This is a genomic window from Klebsiella sp. 141198 (assembly GCF_050600785.1).
In the GTDB taxonomy this organism is placed as follows: Bacteria; Pseudomonadota; Gammaproteobacteria; order Enterobacterales; family Enterobacteriaceae; genus Klebsiella; species Klebsiella aerogenes.
In genome coordinates this window covers 106,780-124,559 of record NZ_JAQIRM010000004.1, presented here as the reverse complement: position 1 = coordinate 124,559, position 17,780 = coordinate 106,780, and the positions used below count along the sequence as shown (strand labels likewise).

Genomic DNA, 17,780 nt, shown 5'->3' with positions numbered 1-17,780 from the left:
GAGAATAAGCCCCATCAGGCGGGCAGCAATGTGTTAACAGGGGGCAAGGGATGTTGCTAAAGAAACGGTATGGTCGACAATTGTCGGTGCTCAGCTTGAGCCTGGCTTTTGCATTTGCTCCACTGTTCAATGTCCAGGCCGCAGAGCCTGAAGTTATACCCACCGACAGCTCTGCGACGGTGGGCGATCTTTCGTCGGCATTGGTACAAAACGATGGTCAGTCCGCTGCGGTCGCGCAAATGGCCGGCGAGAAGCCGCTGGCGGCGGATGCGGTGGCGAAAAGCCGTGCTGAAATCGAGGCCTTACTGCCGTCTGGTTATCATCCGGTTTATATCAATCCGCTGGTAGCGCTGTACGCTGCCCGCGACATGAAACCCATGTGGGAGAACCGCGAAGCGGTACAGGCCTTCCAGCAGCAGCTGGCGGAGGTCGCTATCGCTGGCTTCCAGCCGCAGTTCACCACCTGGGTGAGCCTACTGACTGACCCGTCAGTCAGCGGCCTGGCCCGCGATGTCGTGCTCTCCGACGCCATGATGGGATATCTGCATTTTATTAGCGGTATTCCGATGCAGGGAAACCGTTGGCTGTACGGCTCAACGCCTTACAAAATGACGACGCCGCCGCTCTCGGTCATCAATCAGTGGCAGCTGGCGCTGGATAACGGTTCGTTAGCGCAATTTATTGCCGGACTGGCGCCGCAACATTCACAATATGAAGCAATGCATCAGGCGCTGCTGACGCTGGTGGCGGATAATCGTCCGTGGCCGCAACTGACCAGCAACGCCTCGCTACGTCCGGGAGAGTGGAGCAACGATATTGGCGCGCTGCGTGAAATCCTGCAGCGTACCGGCATGCTGGATGATTCGGCGAAAATCGCCCTCCCGGGCGATGTGGTAAGCCCATCGGCGAAACCGAAATCGAAAACAAAACCTGCCGCGCGCGGCGTGTACGATCGCCAACTGGTCGAGGGCGTTAAACGCTTTCAGGCCTGGCAAGGGCTGGGCGCTGATGGCGTCATCGGCCAGTCCACCCGCGACTGGCTGAACGTCTCTTCGGCGCAGCGTGCCGGCGTACTGGCGCTGAATATCCAGCGTCTGCGTTTGTTACCGAGTAAATTGTCCACCGGCATCATGGTCAATATTCCGGCGTTCTCGCTGGTCTATTACCAGGACGGCAGTCAGGTGCTGGCATCGAGAGTCATTGTCGGTCGTCCGGATCGTAAAACGCCGATGATGAGCAGCGCGTTGAACAACGTGGTAGTCAACCCGCCGTGGAACGTGCCGCCGACGCTGGCGCGCAAAGATATTCTGCCGAAGGTGCGCAACAATCCAGGCTATCTGGAACAGCATGGTTATACGTTGATGCGCGGCTGGAACAGCAAAGAAGCTATCGATCCGTATGGCGTCGATTGGTCTACCATCACCGAGAAGAATCTACCGTTCCGTTTCCAGCAGGCGCCGGGCGCGCGCAACTCGCTGGGACGTTATAAGTTCAATATGCCAAGCTCGGATGCTATTTATCTCCACGATACGCCGAACCACAATCTGTTCCAGAAAGATGTTCGCGCGTTGAGCTCTGGCTGCGTTCGCGTCAATAAAGCCTCTGAACTGGCGAATATGCTTTTGCAGGATGCTGGCTGGAATGATTCACGCATTTCCGACGCGCTGAAGCAGGGGGATACGCGCTACGTCAATATTCGGCAAAATATTCCGGTTAATTTATATTATTTGACCGCCTTTGTTGGCGCTGATGGACGTACACAATATCGAACAGATATTTACAATTACGATCTCACCGCGCGATCCAGCGCACAAATTCTGCCAAAAGCGGAACAATTAATCAGGTAAATGAAGTAGTTCTGCGAAAAATGTTGTCCTAGCACTGAACGAAATCGGGCCATGGTCGTCTACAAGGCCCGTATTTCCTGGGGTGAGGCTGCCTTGACGTTGGCAATAATGCCCGGTAAGGTGCCTTTCGTGCGCCAGAAGTGCATATACATATAATCCGCAAAAATGTATTGCGGCGGTCAATACGACCCAGCCAAAAATGTTTTAGCGGAAAAGTATATTACGATTCATTTACCTGTAGACCTGATTATCATGGACAAATTTGACGCTAATCGCCGCAGATTGCTGGCGTTGGGTGGCGCTGCCCTCGGTGCTGCCGCCATTCTCCCTGCGCCGGCATTTGCCACCCTCTCGACCCCCCGACCGCGTATTTTGACGCTGAATAACCTGCACACCGGTGAATCACTCAAGGCGGAGTTTTTCGATGGTAGAGGCTATATTCAGGATGAATTAGCAAGACTTAACCACTTTTTCCGTGATTTCCGCGCGAACAAAATTAAGTCTATTGACCCAGGATTGTTCGATCAGCTTTACCGCCTGCAGGGACTACTCGGCACCAACAAGCCTGTCCAGCTCATCTCCGGTTATCGCTCCGTCGATACCAACGATGAACTTCGCGCACGAAGCCGTGGTGTAGCGAAACACAGCTATCACACCAAAGGCCAGGCGATGGATTTCCACATTGAAGGCGTTGCCTTAAGCAATATTCGCAAAGCGGCGTTATCTATGCGCTCAGGTGGTGTAGGATACTACCCACGTAGCAACTTTGTGCATATTGATACCGGTCCGGTACGGCACTGGTAACGAAAGGAGCATCATGAACTATCGTATTATTCCGGTCACGGCGTTCGCCCAAAACTGTTCTTTAATTTGGTGTGAACAAACCCGGCTTGCCGCTCTGGTCGATCCTGGCGGCGATGCCGAGCGCATCAAGGAAGAAGTGGCGGCGGCAGGCGTCAGCCTGATGCAGATCCTGTTGACGCATGGTCACCTGGATCACGTCGGCGCGGCAGCCGAGCTGGCGCAACATTACGGTGTGCCAATTATTGGACCGGAAAAAGAAGATGAGTTCTGGCTGGAAGGATTGCCGGCGCAAAGCCGCATGTTCGGGCTGGATGAGTGTCAGCCGTTGCAACCGGACCGCTGGCTGAATGAAGGCGATGTGGTGACCGTCGGCAATATCGCTTTGCAGGTATTGCACTGTCCTGGCCATACGCCGGGGCACGTGGTTTTCTTTGACGATGCCTCTCGTCTGCTGATTTCCGGCGATGTGATTTTCAAAGGCGGAGTAGGGCGCAGCGACTTCCCGCGCGGCGACCATGGACAACTGATTGATGCGATTAAACGTAAACTGCTGCCGTTGGGCGACGACGTGACGTTTATCCCCGGTCATGGCCCGTTGTCGACGCTGGGATATGAGCGCCTGCATAATCCGTTCCTGCAGGATGAAATGCCGGTCTGGTAATGCCTGACCTCAAGGAAGTAAAAAAGGCCGCGTTTGCGGCCTTTTTCTTATGCGTCAGGGCTGAGAATTACAGCACCGCGACGATGGCTTCGCACAGCGGCGCCATATTATCAGGCGTCATGCCGGCAACGTTGATACGCCCGGACGCGACCGCATAAATAGCGAACTCTTCACGCAGACGCAGTACCTGCTCTTTGGTCAGGCCGCTAAACGAGAACATCCCATTCTGTTTGGTGATGAAGGTAAAGTCGCGGCTGGCGCCTTTTTCCTGCAGAGTATTCACAAACAGTAAGCGCATGCGCTGAATACGCTGGCGCATATCGGTGAGTTCTTGTTCCCAGATGGCACGCAGCGCGTCGTTGCTGAGAATTGTCGCTACCACCGAGGCGCCGTGCGCCGGCGGGTTAGAGTAGTTGGCGCGGATAACCGCTTTCATCTGGCTGAACGCGCGATCGACGGTGTCTTGATCGGCGGCAACCAGCGTACAGGCGCCAACGCGCTCGTTATACAGGCCGAAGTTTTTTGAGTAAGAACTGGCGACCAGTAGTTCTTTATGCAGTGCGGCAAAGGCGCGCAGGCCTTCAGCGTCTTCTTCCAGACCGCGGGCGAAGCCCTGGTAGGCGAAGTCAAACAGCGGCAGCCAGCCTTTTTCGGCGGACATTTGCGCCAGCTGCTGCCACTGCTCCAGCGTCGGATCGATACCGGTTGGGTTGTGGCAGCAGCCGTGGAACAGCACAACGTCGCCCGCCTGCGCTTCGTTCAGGCTGGCCAGCAGACCGTCGAAATCAAGCTGGTGGTTAGCGGCATCGTAGTAAGCGTATTCACGCACTTCCAGCCCGGCTGCGCCGAAAACGCTTTTATGGTTCGGCCAGCTTGGGTTGCTTACCCATACCCGTTTAACGTCGGTGTTTTTGGCAAGGAAATCAGCCGCTACGCGCAGGCCGCCGGTGCCGCCTGGGGTTTGGGCGGTACGGGCGCGCTTATCGCTGATAATTGCGCTTCCTTTACCGAACAGCAGCTCCTGAGTGCAGCGACCAAACTCCGGAATACCATCAATACCGAGGTAGTTTTTGGTGGTTTCATTTTCCAGCAGATATTGCTCGGCTTTTTTTACGCTGGTCAGAACAGGTGTTTTACCTGTCTCATCTTTGTAAACACCAATTCCGAGGTTAATTTTGCCAGGGCGGTCATCGGCACGAAACAGATCGGCCAGGCCCAGAATAGGGTCGGCAGGGGCGGCTGTAATGTTCTCAAACATGACGAGGTTCCATTGTGATTACTGAGGGAAATCCGCTATCAGGGTAACGGTAGATTTACAAATTGCCAACCGTTTGCGACAAAAAGCGAGAAGGTTTTTGCAAGTTACGATCTTCGTCTTAGTAACGCAGAAAAGCAGGACCGAAGTCCTGCTTTTTAGGCATATCACGAAGGGGTGTACTACAGATTAGAACTGGTAAACGATACCAACCGCAGCCTGGTCGTCGGTGGCGACGCCAGCTTCACGAGTATAGGAATTGTCGTCCAGCTGGTTGAACTTGTACGCCGCGTACACGTTCATGTTTTTGTTGAAGTAGTACCAGGTACCCAGTTCAATGTATTTAACCAGGTCAGCATCGCCGCCGCCGAAGCCGCCGCGAGCCTGCAGGTTTTTACCTTTCGTCTGCACGTAGCCGAGGGACGGACGCAGACCGAAATCAAACTGATACTGAACCACGGCTTCGAAGTTCTGAGTTTTGCCCGCGAAGTAGTTATCTTCTTCCGGCGTCATGTTGTAAGTCTGGGAGTACATGACAGCGGCGTAGATGTTGTTAGCATCGTACTTAGCAGAGGTTGCCCATGCTTCAGCTTTGTTACCGTTACCGTCACGCTTCTGGTCGGCGCTGCGGTTGGAGTTAGCATAACCTGCGGACAGCGCGATACCGTTATCAAACGCGTAGGTTGCCGCGGTGCTGAAACCGTCGCCATTCTGTTTACGAATAACGCGGTCGTGATCGTTTTTGCCCTGATACTGAAGCGCGAAGCTCAGGCCGTCCACCAGACCGAAGAAGTCTGAGTTACGGTAGGTGGCCACGCCGTTGGTACGGCCGGTCATGTAGTTATCAGTGTAGTTCCAGCCGTCGCCGCCCCACTCAACCAGCATATCGGTTGCGGATTCGACGTCGTAGATGGCGCCGTAGTTACGGCCGTAATCGAATGAACCATATTCGCCCGCTTTCAGACCGGCGAAGGCCAGACGGGTTTTGGTGGTCTGGGAACCTTCAACGTTGGACGCATCCATGTTGTATTCCCACTGGCCGTAACCGATCAACTGGTCGTTGATCTGGGTTTCGCCTTTCAGGCCGATACGGGCATAGGTGGTGTCGTCGCTGCTGGTGTCACCATTGGTGGTCCAGACATGTTCGCCAACCATTTTTCCGTAGAAATCCAGTTTGTTACCATTTTTGTTATAGATTTCCGCAGCGTTGGCCGCACCGGCTACCAGCAGGGCAGGGATCACCACTGCCAGAATATTGCGCTTCATCATTATTTATTACCCTCATTAATATTTTTTATATGACACTTGCCACCGCCAGCAATAAATTCCGTCAATGAAAATTTACAGAACTATTGAAGATAGTTTGGTGTCTGAAGGCATCTTTCCATCGGTGGTGCCGTTTCGCTAGCCGGAAAATGCTACCAATATCGTAAATTAGTTACAAAAAGAAAAAACATGTAACTAAATATGTATTTTTAGGAACTTTGTGAACTCAATCAAAATTCCGTTCCACTTTGCGAAGATTGTCACCTTCTCATATATATCTATATGAATTAGTTATGAATATTTTCGCTAAAGCCAGATTTGATTATTTTTTGACTCAATTACGTCCCATTTTCGCTCAGGCGCTATTTTTGCATAACGTGCGCAGAATGATTAAAAAATAGCCAATTCAATCAGCGTATTCACTGGTGTCTTAACATAAGGTGCGAAATCTACGTACTAAGGGTAAGGAAATAGTGAGTAACATAATTACGAAATGTGAAGGTTGATGTTTAAGTTTGTTGAAATTCGCTCACGAAAATTGACATAAAAAAAGGTCGGCTTGCGCCGACCTTGTCAGTGTTTTTACGAAACGCGATTAGAATGTGGCGTTACGTGGCGTACGTGGGAAAGGAATCACGTCGCGAACGTTCTGTACGCCGGTTACGTAGGCGATAAGACGTTCGAAGCCCAGACCGAAGCCGGAATGCGGTACGGTGCCGTAACGGCGCAGATCACGATACCACCAGTAGTCTTCTTTATTCAGACCCATTTCGGCCATACGCGCGTCCAGAACATCCAGACGCTCTTCACGCTGGGAGCCGCCGATGATTTCGCCGATGCCCGGCGCCAGAACGTCCATTGCGGCGACGGTTTTACCGTCTTCGTTAAGGCGCATGTAGAACGCCTTAATGTCTTTCGGATAGTTTTTCACGACCACCGGCGCTTTGAAGTGCTCTTCGGCCAGATAACGCTCATGCTCGGAGGAGAGATCCACGCCCCAGTACACCGGGTTTTCAAACTGCTTGCCGCAGTTTTCCAGGATAGTGACGGCGTCGGTGTAATCAACCTGGGCGAAATCAGCAGAGACAAAACGCTGCAGACGGTCGATGGCGTCCTTATCTACGCGCTCGGCAAAGAACTTCATGTCATCCGCACGCTCTTCCAGTACCGCCTTGAAGACGTACTTCAGCATGGCTTCCGCCAGACCGGCAACATCGTTGAGGCTCGCGAAGGCAACTTCTGGCTCCAGCATCCAGAACTCCGCCAGGTGGCGGCTGGTGTTGGAGTTTTCGGCGCGGAAGGTTGGGCCGAAAGTATAGATTTTGGACAGTGCGCAGGCATAGGTCTCACCGTTCAACTGACCGGAAACGGTCAGGAACGACTCTTTACCGAAGAAGTCTTTATCGAAATCGACTTTACCCTGGTCGTTACGCGGCAGGTTTTCCAGATCCAGCGTTGATACGCGGAACATTTCACCGGCGCCTTCGGTATCGGAAGCGGTGATAAGCGGGGTGGATACCCAGAAGAAACCCTGTTCGTCGAAGAAACGGTGCAGCGCCTGCGCCAGGGTGTGACGTACGCGCGCTACCGCGCCAATCAGGTTGGTGCGCGGACGCAGGTGCGCCACTTCACGCAGATACTCGATGCTGTGGCGTTTCGCCGCCATCGGGTAAGTGTCCGGATCTTCAACCCAGCCGGTGACTTCCACGCTGGAGGCCTGGATTTCAAAGCTCTGGCCCTGACCCTGGGAGGCCACGACTTTGCCGGTGACGATAACCGAGCAGCCGGTGGTCAGGCGTAATACTTCCTGATTGTAATTGGGCAGAGAATTATTAATAACGGCCTGTACAGGATCAAAGCAGGAACCGTCATAGACGGCGAGGAAAGAAAAGCCAGCTTTAGAATCTCGGCGGGTACGCACCCATCCGCGCACGGTGACTTCGCTGTCAACGGCAACGCGGCCCTGGAGTACGTCGGCTACAGGCACAACGCTCATAATAGTCTCTCTTTGTAGTCCAATAAAAAATTCTGTTTCCCCCTTCAGAGGGGGGATATCTATGTTACCTGTCATCTTCCATCAGACAAGCAGAATTCGCATCATAAAGGGATAATTTGATAATAATTAATAAAGAAAAAGGAGCCTGTCAGGCTCCTTGTTGAAATTAACTCGCCTTTTTAATCGGCGGCAGGTCGAAGGCCTCGCGCAGGGCGCGGACGAACGCCTTATCGTGGCAGATGGTTTTACCCGGGCTATCGGAGAGTTTCGCCACCGGCTTGCCGTTACATTCTACTAGTTTTATGACGATATTCAGCGGTTTCACCTGTGGGATGTCGCAGGTTAACCGGGTGCCGATACCGAAACTGAGATTCACCCGCGAGGAGAAGTGGCGATACAGATCGACCGCTTTGCCGAGGTCGAGGTTATCGGAGAACACCAGCACTTTACTCATCGGGTCGATACCCAATTTCTGATAATGGGCGATAGCTTTCTCGCCCCACTCCAGCGGATCCCCGGAGTCATGGCGCAGTCCCTGATAGCGGGTGGCGAATTCAGGACCGAAATCACGCAGGAAAGCGTCCATGGTGATGCAGTCGGTCAGAGCAATACCCAGCCGATCCGGATATTCCGCCAGCCAGGCGGCAAGCGCCGCGCGCTGGCTGCTGGCAAGGTTTGGACTGATCTGCTGGTGGGCCTGGAACCATTCGTGCGCCTGGGTGCCCATCGGGGTTAAATTGAGTCGGCGGGCCAGATCGTAATTGCTGGTGCCGACAAACCACGGCTCCTGCTGCAAGCGCTGCACGATAGCCTGCTGTACTTCACGGGAGAAGCGGCGGCGGGTGCCGAAATCCATCAGGCGGAATGCCGACATATCGATGTCGGCGGTCATGTCGGCGAAGTCGGCAAGCTTATGTTCGAGCGTCTCCAGCGCCAGATCGACGCCGATTTCCGGCGAACGGTAGTGGTGCACCAGTTCGCTGATGACCGCCAGCAGCGGCACTTCCCACATGATCACTTCGCGCCACGGCCCGGCGAGGCGAATATTCAGCTTGCCATGATCGTTGATAACGGTGACCTGGCTTGGGTCGTAACGGAAGTCGCGCAGCCAGTCGAGATAGTCCTGCGAGAAGAACGGCAGGGTGGACAGCCAGCGATACTCATCGTCCTGCAGCTTCAGGTCGCGCATGGTTTCGACCTGCTCGCGAATCGCGTCGGCATAGATGCCGAGCAGATCGTCTCCGCGGCAGCGGAACTCTGCCGCTACCTCCACATCGTAGTAGCGGTGGAAGACGGCCTGCTGCATATGCAGCTTATAGGCATCCGTATCAAGCAGCGAGTGCAGTACAGGAGAAGTGAATTGTGTCATGGTGCGCAGTAGCATCCTCTCACTGGGGCGTTCCATTCAAACCAAAGCAGAAAAAAGGAGGCGGAGTATACCTTTAATACCCGGTGCTGTCCTGCTGCGATGGCTCGACGGTAACGCTGACGGTCATTTGCGAGGCCTAGTTTAATATATTGAACACGGATCACACCACAAGCTTTGCGTCGGGTCGAGCGCATTTCGTGCCTCATGTGTTATCAAAATGTAGCGATTTTCGTGTTGAACGTTGAAAAGATGAAGATTCTGCATAGCGCGATCTGCGCAACAGGAATAGACTGGAGCCGATACTTTACAGACACGCTAAAGGTTTTTTATGACACAACAGCCCCAAGCCAAATACCGCCACGACTACCGTGCGCCGGATTATCTGATTAGCGATATTGATTTGACCTTTGACCTGGATGCCGCGAAAACCGTTGTCACGGCCGAGAGTAAGGTTTCCCGTCACGCGGCTGCGTCTGATGTGCCATTGCGTCTGGATGGCGAAGACCTGACTCTGATTTCACTACAGGTGAACGGCCAGCCGTGGAACGACTATAAAGAAGAAAATAATCAGCTGGTGATTGGCGGTTTGCCGGACAGTTTCACCCTGACTATCGTCAATGAAATTAGCCCGGCGGCGAACACCGCGCTGGAAGGCCTGTATCAGTCAGGCGAAGCGCTATGTACCCAGTGCGAAGCAGAGGGCTTCCGCCATATTACCTGGTACCTCGACCGTCCGGATGTGCTGGCGCGCTTCACCACCAAAATCATCGCCGATAAGGCGAAATACCCCTACCTGCTTTCTAACGGTAACCGCGTAGCCCAGGGTGAGCTGGACAATGGCCGTCACTGGATCCAATGGCAGGATCCGTTCCCGAAACCCTGTTACCTGTTCGCGCTGGTAGCCGGCGATTTCGATGTGCTGCGTGACACCTTCACCACCCGTTCCGGGCGTGAAGTCTCCCTTGAACTGTACGTTGACCGCGGCAACCTCGACCGCGCGCCGTGGGCGATGACTTCGCTGAAGAATTCGATGAAGTGGGACGAAACTCGTTTCGGTCTCGAATATGACCTCGACATCTATATGATCGTCGCCGTCGACTTCTTCAACATGGGCGCGATGGAGAACAAAGGCCTCAACGTCTTTAACTCTAAATACGTGCTGGCCCGTACCGATACCGCGACCGATAAAGACTACCTCGATATCGAACGCGTCATAGGTCACGAATATTTCCACAACTGGACCGGCAACCGTGTGACCTGTCGCGACTGGTTCCAGCTCAGCCTGAAAGAAGGGCTGACCGTATTCCGCGATCAGGAGTTTAGTTCCGATCTCGGCTCGCGTGCGGTAAACCGTATCAATAACGTGCGTACCATGCGCGGGCTACAGTTTGCCGAAGACGCCAGCCCGATGGCGCACCCGATCCGTCCGGATATGGTTATCGAAATGAACAACTTCTACACCCTGACGGTCTATGAAAAGGGCGCCGAAGTGATCCGTATGCTGCACACCCTGTTGGGCGAAGCCAATTTCCAGAAAGGGATGCAGTTGTACTTTGAACGCCACGACGGCAGCGCCGCCACCTGCGATGATTTCGTGCAGGCGATGGAAGATGCTTCGAACGTGGATCTGTCGCATTTCCGTCGCTGGTACAGCCAGTCCGGCACGCCGGTCGTTACCGTGCATGACGACTATAACCCGGAAACCGAGCAGTACACCCTGACTATCAGCCAGCGTACGCCGCCGACCGCGGAACAGGCCGACAAGCAGCCGCTGCACATCCCGTTCAGTATCGAGCTGTACGATAACGAAGGCAAAGCGATCCCGCTGCAGAAGGGCGGTCATCCGGTACATCACGTATTGAATGTCACCCAGGCGGAACAGACATTCGTCTTTGATAACGTTTACTTCCAGCCGGTACCGGCGCTGCTGTGTGAATTCTCCGCGCCGGTCAAGCTTGAATATAAGTGGAGCGACCAGCAACTGACGTTCCTGATGCGCCACGCGCGTAACGACTTCTCGCGTTGGGATGCCGCGCAGAGTCTGCTGGCGACCTACATCAAGCTCAACGTTAATCGTCATCAGCAGGGACAGCCGCTGTCGCTGCCGATCCACGTCGCTGACGCCTTCCGCGCGATCCTGCTCGATGAGAAAATCGATCCGGCGCTGGCGGCGGAAATTTTAACGCTGCCGTCGGCCAACGAAATTGCTGAACTGTTCGCCATCATCGATCCGATTGCCATCGCGGCGGTGCGCGAAGCGCTGACCCGTACGCTGGCGAAAGAACTGGCCGATGAGCTGCTGGTGGTTTACAACGCCAACAAGCTCGACAGCTATCGCGTAGACCATGCCGATATCGGTAAACGTTCCCTGCGCAATACCTGCCTGCGCTATCTGGCTTTTGGCGATGTTGAATTGGCAGATAAGCTGGTGCAAGCCCAGTATCATCATGCTGACAACATGACCGACGCGTTGGCTGCGCTGTCGTCGGCGGTGGCGGCGGAGTTGCCGTGCCGTGATGCATTGATGCAGGAGTATGACGATAAGTGGCACCAGGACGGTCTGGTGATGGATAAGTGGTTTATTCTGCAGTCCACCAGCCCGGCGGCCAATGTGGTTGAGACGGTACGCGGCTTGCTCAAGCACCGTTCATTCACGATGAGCAACCCAAACCGGGTACGTTCGCTGATCGGCGCCTTCGCGAGTAGCAACCCGGCGGCGTTCCATGCCGAAGACGGCAGCGGTTACCAGTTCCTGGTGGAAATGCTGACCGAGCTCAATAGCCGCAACCCGCAGGTGGCGTCGCGTCTGATTGAGCCGCTGATTCGTCTGAAACGCTACGATGAGAAACGTCAGGCCAAGATGCGTGCGGCGCTGGAACAGCTGAAAGGGCTGGAGAATCTCTCCGGCGATCTGTTCGAGAAGATTACCAAAGCGCTGGCGTAACGGCCGCAAAATCCCCGGTAGCGCTCTCGCTTACCGGGGCTACAGCGCTGTGCGATTTGGTAGCCCGGCCGAGCGAAGCGCGGGCCGGGGACATTAGTTAGCCATGACTAAACAAACGCGGCGCACGCTCGCTGTCGCCGCGCTTCATCACCCGATCGAGCACCTGTGCTTCCAGTTCCGCCAGCTTCGCCGAGCCGAACCGCCGCGGACGCGGAATATCCACGCTCAAATCGAGGCCAATTTTCTTTTCTTCTATTAACAGCACCCGGTCGGCCATCGCCACCGCTTCACTCACATCATGAGTTACCAGCAACACGGTAAAGCCGTGTTCTTGCCAGAGCGAAACAATCAATTCCTGCATTTCCAGACGGGTGAGGGCGTCAAGCGCTCCCAGCGGTTCATCCAGCAGCAGCAGACGCGGGCGATGGATCAGCGCGCGGGCCAGCGCAACGCGCTGTTTTTGCCCGCCGGAGAGGGCCGCCGGCCACTCATCGGCTCTCTCTTCCAGCCCGACGCTGGCCAGCGCCTGGCGGGCGGCATCGCGCCACTGGCCCTTCAGCCCAAGTCCAACGTTGTCGATAACCGTTTTCCACGGCAGCAACCGCGCGTCCTGGAACATCATGCGCGTATCCTCCTGGATCTGCGCAAGCGGCGTCGCGCCTGCCAGCAGTTCGCCGCCATTGGGTTTTTCCAGCCCGGCCAGCAGGCGCAACAGGGTGCTTTTACCGCCGCCGCTGCGGCCGACCACTGCGACAAATTGCCCGGTAGGAATATGTAAATCCAGCTCATTGAGAATGACATTGTCGCCGTAGCGTTTGCTGACCCCATTGAGTAACAGCGGGATCCCGGGATTAAGACGAGCAGTATTCATGCGTTAGCCTCCTGAAGACGGTACGCCGGGTTCCAGCGCAGCCAGACGCGTTCCAGCAGTTGCGCGCTAAAATCGGCGAGCTTGCCGAGAATGGCGTAAAGAATAATGGCGACCACCACCACATCGGTTTGCAGAAATTCGCGGGCGTTCATCGCCAGATAACCAATCCCGGCATTAGCCGAGATGGTCTCAGCAACGATAAGCGTCAGCCACATTAATCCGAGAGCGAAGCGAATGCCGACCATAATCGAGGGCAGGGCGCCGGGGAGGATTACGTGGCGGAAGAGGGCGAACCCGGATAAGCCATAGCTACGCGCCATTTCCACCAGACCGCGATCGATATTGCGGATACCGTGCCAGGTATTGATATAAATCGGAAACATCGTCCCCAGCGCGACAAGAAATATTTTGGCGCTTTCGTCAATACCAAACCACAAAATCACCAATGGAATTAGCGCCAGATGCGGCACATTGCGCAGCATCTGGATGGAGGTATCCAGCAGGCGTTCGCCCCAGCGCGAGAGGCCGCTGATGAGTCCGAGCGTCAGGCCGATGGAGCCGCCAATGGCGAAGCCGAGTAAGGCGCGCCAGGAACTGATCGCCAGGTGTTGCCACAGCTCGCCGCTGGCGGAGAGCGTCCAGAAGGCTTTCAGTACCCCCTCCGGAGAGGGGAGAATACGGGTTGAGAGCCAGCCTACCGATGACGCCAATTGCCAGATAAGCACGGTGCCCACCGGTAAAAACCAAGGAGCGAGGCGTAATAGAAGTTTTTGCGAAGAGGCTGCCATAGTTCGCTCCCTAACTTTGCGCCGCTTTACGCGGGATAAATTCGTTCGCCACCGCTTCGCCCTGCAGGCGCAAGTTTTGCGGCTGAGGAATCGTCGGGACGTTGACATCGAGCAGCGGGAACAGCAGTTCGCCGACTCGCCAGGCTTCCTCAAGGTGCGGGTAGCCGGAGAAGATAAAACTGTCGATGCCTAGTTCGGCGTATTCATTAATACGTTCGGCGACGGTAGCCGCATCGCCCACCAGCGCGGTGCCCGCGCCACCGCGCGCCAGACCGACGCCCGCCCACAGATTCGGGCTGATTTCCAGCTTGTCGCGACGGCCGTTGTGCAGCGCCGCCATGCGGTGCTGGCCAACAGAATCGGTTTGCGCGAAGGCTGCCTGCGCGCGGGCGATGGTTTCGTCATCCAGATGGGAAATTAAGCTCTCCGCCGCTTGCCATGCCTCTTCATTGGTTTCGCGAACGATGACGTGCAAACGAATACCAAAGCGGACGCTGCGGCCGAGGCGCGCGGCTTTCTCACGCACCTGGGCGATTTTTTCCGCCACCTGCGCTGGCGGTTCGCCCCAGGTCAGGTAGAGGTCGACCTGTTCGGCGGCCAGATCCTGTGCAACGTCCGAGGAGCCGCCAAAGTAGAGCGGCGGTCGCGGCTGTTGCTGCGGCGGGAAGAGCAGTTTCGCCCCGCGCACGTGCTGGTGCTTGCCGTGGAAAGTCACGGTTTCACCTTCCATCAGTTTGCGCCAGATATGCGTGAACTCGGCGGAGGCTTCGTAGCGTTCGGTGTGGTCGAGGAATACGCCATCGCCGGCTAATTCATTTGGATCGCTGCCGGTGACCAGATTGAACAAGGCCCGGCCATTAGAGAGCCGGTCAAGCGTGGCAGCCTGGCGCGCGGCGACGGTGGGGGATACCACGCTTGGGCGCAGCGCGACAAGAAACTTCAGCCGTTGGGTGACGGGGATCATTGAAGCGGCAACCAGCCAGGCATCTTCACACGAGCGTCCGGTAGGAATGAGTACGCCGGTGAAGCCGAGCCGGTCGGCGGCCTGGGCGATTTGCTGCAGATAACTGTAATCTACCGGGCGCGCGCCTTCATCGGTGCCCAGATAGCGGCCGTCACCGTGGGTGGGTAAGAACCAGAACATATTCAGACTCATGATTTCGCTCCTTGTGCGGGGGCAGGCTGCCAGATACGGTTTTGAATAGTGATTTTTTTCGGTACCAGCTTGTTTTCATAGAAGAGATCGGCGGTTTGCTGTTGGCGAGCGGCCGTTTCAGCGCTTACCGGTGATATCGCAGTGGGCGGACGATGGTCGAGATAGCTGGCAATCACCGCTTCGGGTAGACCCATCGTTTTGGCCAGCAGGGCAATACTTTGCTGGCGATGGCTAATGGTCAGGGCATCCGCCTGGCTAAAGGTCGCCAGCACGCCTTCGATAAAGGCGCCGTTCTTTTCGGCATAAGGACGAGCGGCAAGATAGAACGAACCGGTCTGCTTCAGGTCGCTACCATCTTTCAGTACCCGTACCCCGCCTTGCAGCAGCGCCGCAGAGTAATAGGGATCCCAGATGGCCCAGGCGTCGACATTGCCCTGCTGGAAGGCGGCGCGAGCATCGGCGGGGGCGAGATACACCGGCTGGATATCGCTGAATTTCAGACCTGCCTGCTGTAGAGCGCGCAGCAGCAGATTGTGCGAGCTTGAGCCCTTCTGGAACGCCACCTTACGGCCTTTCAGTTCAGCCACGCTTTTGATTGGGCTGTTATCGGCAACCAGAATCACTTCCGCTTTCGGTTTCGCTGGTTCAGCGCCGATATAGACCAGATCGGCGCCGGCAGCCTGAGCGAAAATCGGTGGAATATCGCCGGTGCTGCCGATATCAATACTGCCGACGTTCAGCGCTTCCAGCATTTGCGGCCCGGCGGGAAACTCGACCCACGAAATCTTAGTTTGCGGATAGCGTTGCTCTAGCAGTTGATGGCTCTTCGCCAGCACCATACTGACGCTGCCTTTCTGGTAGCCGATACGTAGGGCTTCCGGCGCCTGCGGGGCCGCATGCGTAATAAAGGAAAGCATGAGTAGCCCGCCGAGGGTTAGGGCACGCAGAGGATTAAGCATGCTCAACCCCCTGTAACGTCTTTAGTCCGGGGATGCGGCTGTTGCGGCGATTCAGCGCCTGCCAGAAGGTCTCCAGTGCCTGGTCGAGACGGTTTTGCAGATTCGGTGTGAACTGCGGCTTGTGTTGATAATCGGTGACCTGGCTGTCATCGGCGAATACGCCGTGGAGGATCTCCTGCGCTTTGAGAGCGTTAAGCACTGGTTTAAGCGCGTAATCGACCGCCAGCATATGGGCGATGGTGCCGCCTGTCGCCAGCGGCAGGACAATTTTGCCTTCCAGAGCGCGTTCGGGGAGCAAGTCTAGTAGCGTCTTCAGCGCGCCGGAAAAAGAGGCTTTATAGACGGGAGTGGCGATAATCAGGCCGTCAGCGCCGGCCAGTTGTTCATTTAAGGTATGCAGAGCGGGGTTATCGAAGCGGGCGTAAAGCAGATCTTCGGGATCGAAATTCTGTAAATGCCAGTGATAGACTTCGATGTCGGCCGCGGTAAGTTTCTCTCTGGTGTACTCCAGCAATGCGCTTGAGCGAGAAGGGTAGCGGGGGCTGCCCGCGATTGTAATAACGCGCATACACTCTCCTTATAACCAAATGTTTGCATTTATCTATAATTGATAACATTTTATGGCAGTGTGACAGAGGGCGTTTATTTCCCTAAATGATTTTTCCGGCGTTAAATTGCCAAAATGCGCATAACAGGCGGCTGAGAAGTAAACGTTTGCGTTGGTCGCGTGATTTTTTGTCGCAGGTCAATTCCCTTTCGGGCGCGGATCGAACATAATACGCCCCCGGTTTGCACACCGGGAATCCAGGAGAGTTCATGTACTATCCCTTCGTTCGTAAAGCTCTTTTTCAGCTCGATCCTGAGCGCGCTCATGAAGTAACCTTCCAACAATTACGCCGCGTCACCGGCACGCCGCTGGAAATGCTGGTTCGACAAAAAGTACCGTCGAAACCCGTTACCTGCATGGGGCTCACTTTCAAGAATCCACTGGGGCTGGCGGCCGGGCTTGATAAAAACGGCGAGTGTATTGATGCGCTCGGTGCGATGGGCTTCGGCTCAATCGAAATTGGTACCGTGACTCCACGTCCGCAGCCGGGCAATGACAAGCCGAGGATCTTCCGTCTCGTCGATGCCGAAGGTTTGATCAACCGCATGGGCTTTAATAACCACGGCGTTGATAACCTGGTCGAGAATGTGAAAAAAGCGCATTTTGACGGCGTGCTGGGGATTAATATCGGTAAAAATAAAGATACTCCGGTAGAGCAGGGTAAAGATGATTATCTGATTTGTATGGAAAAAGTCTATCCATACGCTGGATATATCGCCATTAATATCTCCTCGCCGAATACCCCAGGGTTACGTACTCTGCAATATGGCGAAGCGCTGGATGATTTACTCAGTGGTATTAAAAATAAGCAGCTCGAACTTCAACAGAAACATCAAAAATATGTTCCTGTGGCGGTGAAGATCGCCCCGGATCTTTCTGTCGAAGAATTGATCCAGGTAGCCGACAGCTTAGTCCGCCATAATATTGATGGCGTCATTGCTACCAATACCACCCTCGATCGTTCATTGGTCCAGGGGATGAAGCATTGTGATGAAACCGGTGGGTTGAGTGGTCGTCCATTACAATTAAAAAGCACCGAAATTATTCGTATGCTGGCCACGGAATTAAATGGTCGTTTGCCAATTATCGGAGTTGGCGGTATTGACTCGGTGATCGCCGCTCGTGAAAAGCTGGCTGCTGGCGCCACGCTGGTACAGATTTATTCCGGGTTTATTTTTAAAGGCCCGCCGCTGATTAAAGAAATTGTTACACACATCTAATCTTTTCCGCCTCTGAATCTTCCCCAGGGCTTTATTT

General features: G+C 55.0%; 14 protein-coding genes. 5 read left to right on the top strand and 9 right to left on the bottom strand.

The window, feature by feature from the left end:
• Positions 1-50 precede the first annotated feature (50 nt).
• The 3 genes from ldtD to PGR10_RS14495 all read left to right on the top strand — a co-directional run bounded on the left by ldtD (position 51) and on the right by PGR10_RS14495 (position 3,312).
• Positions 51-1,847 carry a L,D-transpeptidase gene (ldtD, locus tag PGR10_RS14505; protein ID WP_430923684.1) on the top strand — a complete coding sequence of 599 codons (1,797 nt, stop codon included), beginning with the start codon at positions 51-53 and terminating at the stop codon, positions 1,845-1,847.
• Positions 1,848-2,099: 252 nt separating this feature from the next.
• On the top strand, positions 2,100-2,651 hold the full coding sequence (locus PGR10_RS14500) for a YcbK family protein (RefSeq protein WP_015367456.1): 552 nt from the start codon (positions 2,100-2,102) through the stop codon (positions 2,649-2,651).
• A gap of 13 nt (positions 2,652-2,664) precedes the next feature.
• Positions 2,665-3,312: an MBL fold metallo-hydrolase gene (locus tag PGR10_RS14495; RefSeq protein WP_015367455.1), complete on the top strand. Its 648-nt coding sequence runs from the start codon at positions 2,665-2,667 to the stop codon at positions 3,310-3,312.
• Positions 3,313-3,379: 67 nt separating this feature from the next.
• On the opposite strand, the gene PGR10_RS14490 is transcribed toward PGR10_RS14495, so the two are convergent.
• The 4 genes from PGR10_RS14490 to pncB form a co-directional block, all read right to left on the bottom strand.
• A complete protein-coding gene (locus PGR10_RS14490; protein WP_045395708.1) occupies positions 3,380-4,570 on the bottom strand; it encodes an amino acid aminotransferase in 1,191 nt (396 codons plus the stop codon).
• 186 nt (positions 4,571-4,756) lie between these two features.
• Complete coding sequence (ompK35, locus tag PGR10_RS14485) at positions 4,757-5,836, bottom strand: porin OmpK35 (RefSeq protein ID WP_063447558.1); 1,080 nt, start codon at positions 5,834-5,836, stop codon at positions 4,757-4,759.
• A 592-nt stretch (positions 5,837-6,428) separates the two neighbouring features.
• Complete coding sequence (gene asnS, locus PGR10_RS14480) at positions 6,429-7,829, bottom strand: asparagine--tRNA ligase (protein ID WP_047045619.1); 1,401 nt, start codon at positions 7,827-7,829, stop codon at positions 6,429-6,431.
• A gap of 166 nt (positions 7,830-7,995) precedes the next feature.
• The gene (gene pncB / locus PGR10_RS14475) at positions 7,996-9,198 is read right to left on the bottom strand and encodes a nicotinate phosphoribosyltransferase (protein ID WP_430914979.1); all 1,203 of its coding nucleotides are present in this window, start codon (positions 9,196-9,198) and stop codon (positions 7,996-7,998) included.
• Positions 9,199-9,526: 328 nt separating this feature from the next.
• Between pncB and pepN the strand changes: the two genes are divergently transcribed.
• The gene (gene pepN / locus PGR10_RS14470; RefSeq protein WP_430923683.1) at positions 9,527-12,142 is read left to right on the top strand and encodes an aminopeptidase N; all 2,616 of its coding nucleotides are present in this window, start codon (positions 9,527-9,529) and stop codon (positions 12,140-12,142) included.
• Positions 12,143-12,239: 97 nt separating this feature from the next.
• Here the strand turns inward: pepN and ssuB are convergent, their stop codons facing one another.
• From ssuB to ssuE, 5 genes are read right to left on the bottom strand one after another with little or no spacing between them, the layout of a single operon-like run.
• Entirely contained in the window at positions 12,240-13,013 is a 774-nt protein-coding gene (gene ssuB / locus PGR10_RS14465) for an aliphatic sulfonates ABC transporter ATP-binding protein (RefSeq protein WP_113374280.1), read from the bottom strand.
• Positions 13,010-13,801, bottom strand: a complete 792-nt coding sequence (ssuC, locus tag PGR10_RS14460; RefSeq protein WP_015367447.1) for an aliphatic sulfonate ABC transporter permease SsuC — start codon at positions 13,799-13,801, stop codon at positions 13,010-13,012. Before ssuC ends, ssuB begins: the two co-directional genes overlap by 4 nt.
• A gap of 10 nt (positions 13,802-13,811) precedes the next feature.
• Positions 13,812-14,957 carry an FMNH2-dependent alkanesulfonate monooxygenase gene (gene ssuD, locus PGR10_RS14455; RefSeq protein WP_015367446.1) on the bottom strand — a complete coding sequence of 382 codons (1,146 nt, stop codon included), beginning with the start codon at positions 14,955-14,957 and terminating at the stop codon, positions 13,812-13,814.
• Positions 14,954-15,916, bottom strand: a complete 963-nt coding sequence (locus PGR10_RS14450) for a sulfonate ABC transporter substrate-binding protein (protein WP_213793874.1) — start codon at positions 15,914-15,916, stop codon at positions 14,954-14,956. The genes ssuD and PGR10_RS14450 overlap by 4 nt, the downstream gene beginning before the upstream one ends.
• The gene (gene ssuE, locus PGR10_RS14445; RefSeq protein WP_087858135.1) at positions 15,909-16,484 is read right to left on the bottom strand and encodes an NADPH-dependent FMN reductase; all 576 of its coding nucleotides are present in this window, start codon (positions 16,482-16,484) and stop codon (positions 15,909-15,911) included. The genes PGR10_RS14450 and ssuE overlap by 8 nt, the downstream gene beginning before the upstream one ends.
• 248 nt (positions 16,485-16,732) lie before the next feature.
• Between ssuE and pyrD the strand changes: the two genes are divergently transcribed.
• Positions 16,733-17,743, top strand: a complete 1,011-nt coding sequence (gene pyrD, locus PGR10_RS14440) for a quinone-dependent dihydroorotate dehydrogenase (RefSeq protein WP_042892893.1) — start codon at positions 16,733-16,735, stop codon at positions 17,741-17,743.
• Positions 17,744-17,780 lie beyond the last annotated feature (37 nt).

Coding starts and splice junctions, on each gene's coding strand:
- ldtD (WP_430923684.1), top strand. CDS start 51: ATGTTGCTAAAGAAACGGTATGGTCGACAATTGTCGGTGCTCAGCTTG.
- PGR10_RS14500 (WP_015367456.1), top strand. CDS start 2,100: ATGGACAAATTTGACGCTAATCGCCGCAGATTGCTGGCGTTGGGTGGC.
- PGR10_RS14495 (WP_015367455.1), top strand. CDS start 2,665: ATGAACTATCGTATTATTCCGGTCACGGCGTTCGCCCAAAACTGTTCT.
- PGR10_RS14490 (WP_045395708.1), bottom strand. CDS start 4,570: ATGTTTGAGAACATTACAGCCGCCCCTGCCGACCCTATTCTGGGCCTG.
- ompK35 (WP_063447558.1), bottom strand. CDS start 5,836: ATGATGAAGCGCAATATTCTGGCAGTGGTGATCCCTGCCCTGCTGGTA.
- asnS (WP_047045619.1), bottom strand. CDS start 7,829: ATGAGCGTTGTGCCTGTAGCCGACGTACTCCAGGGCCGCGTTGCCGTT.
- pncB (WP_430914979.1), bottom strand. CDS start 9,198: ATGACACAATTCACTTCTCCTGTACTGCACTCGCTGCTTGATACGGAT.
- pepN (WP_430923683.1), top strand. CDS start 9,527: ATGACACAACAGCCCCAAGCCAAATACCGCCACGACTACCGTGCGCCG.
- ssuB (WP_113374280.1), bottom strand. CDS start 13,013: ATGAATACTGCTCGTCTTAATCCCGGGATCCCGCTGTTACTCAATGGG.
- ssuC (WP_015367447.1), bottom strand. CDS start 13,801: ATGGCAGCCTCTTCGCAAAAACTTCTATTACGCCTCGCTCCTTGGTTT.
- ssuD (WP_015367446.1), bottom strand. CDS start 14,957: ATGAGTCTGAATATGTTCTGGTTCTTACCCACCCACGGTGACGGCCGC.
- PGR10_RS14450 (WP_213793874.1), bottom strand. CDS start 15,916: ATGCTTAATCCTCTGCGTGCCCTAACCCTCGGCGGGCTACTCATGCTT.
- ssuE (WP_087858135.1), bottom strand. CDS start 16,484: ATGCGCGTTATTACAATCGCGGGCAGCCCCCGCTACCCTTCTCGCTCA.
- pyrD (WP_042892893.1), top strand. CDS start 16,733: ATGTACTATCCCTTCGTTCGTAAAGCTCTTTTTCAGCTCGATCCTGAG.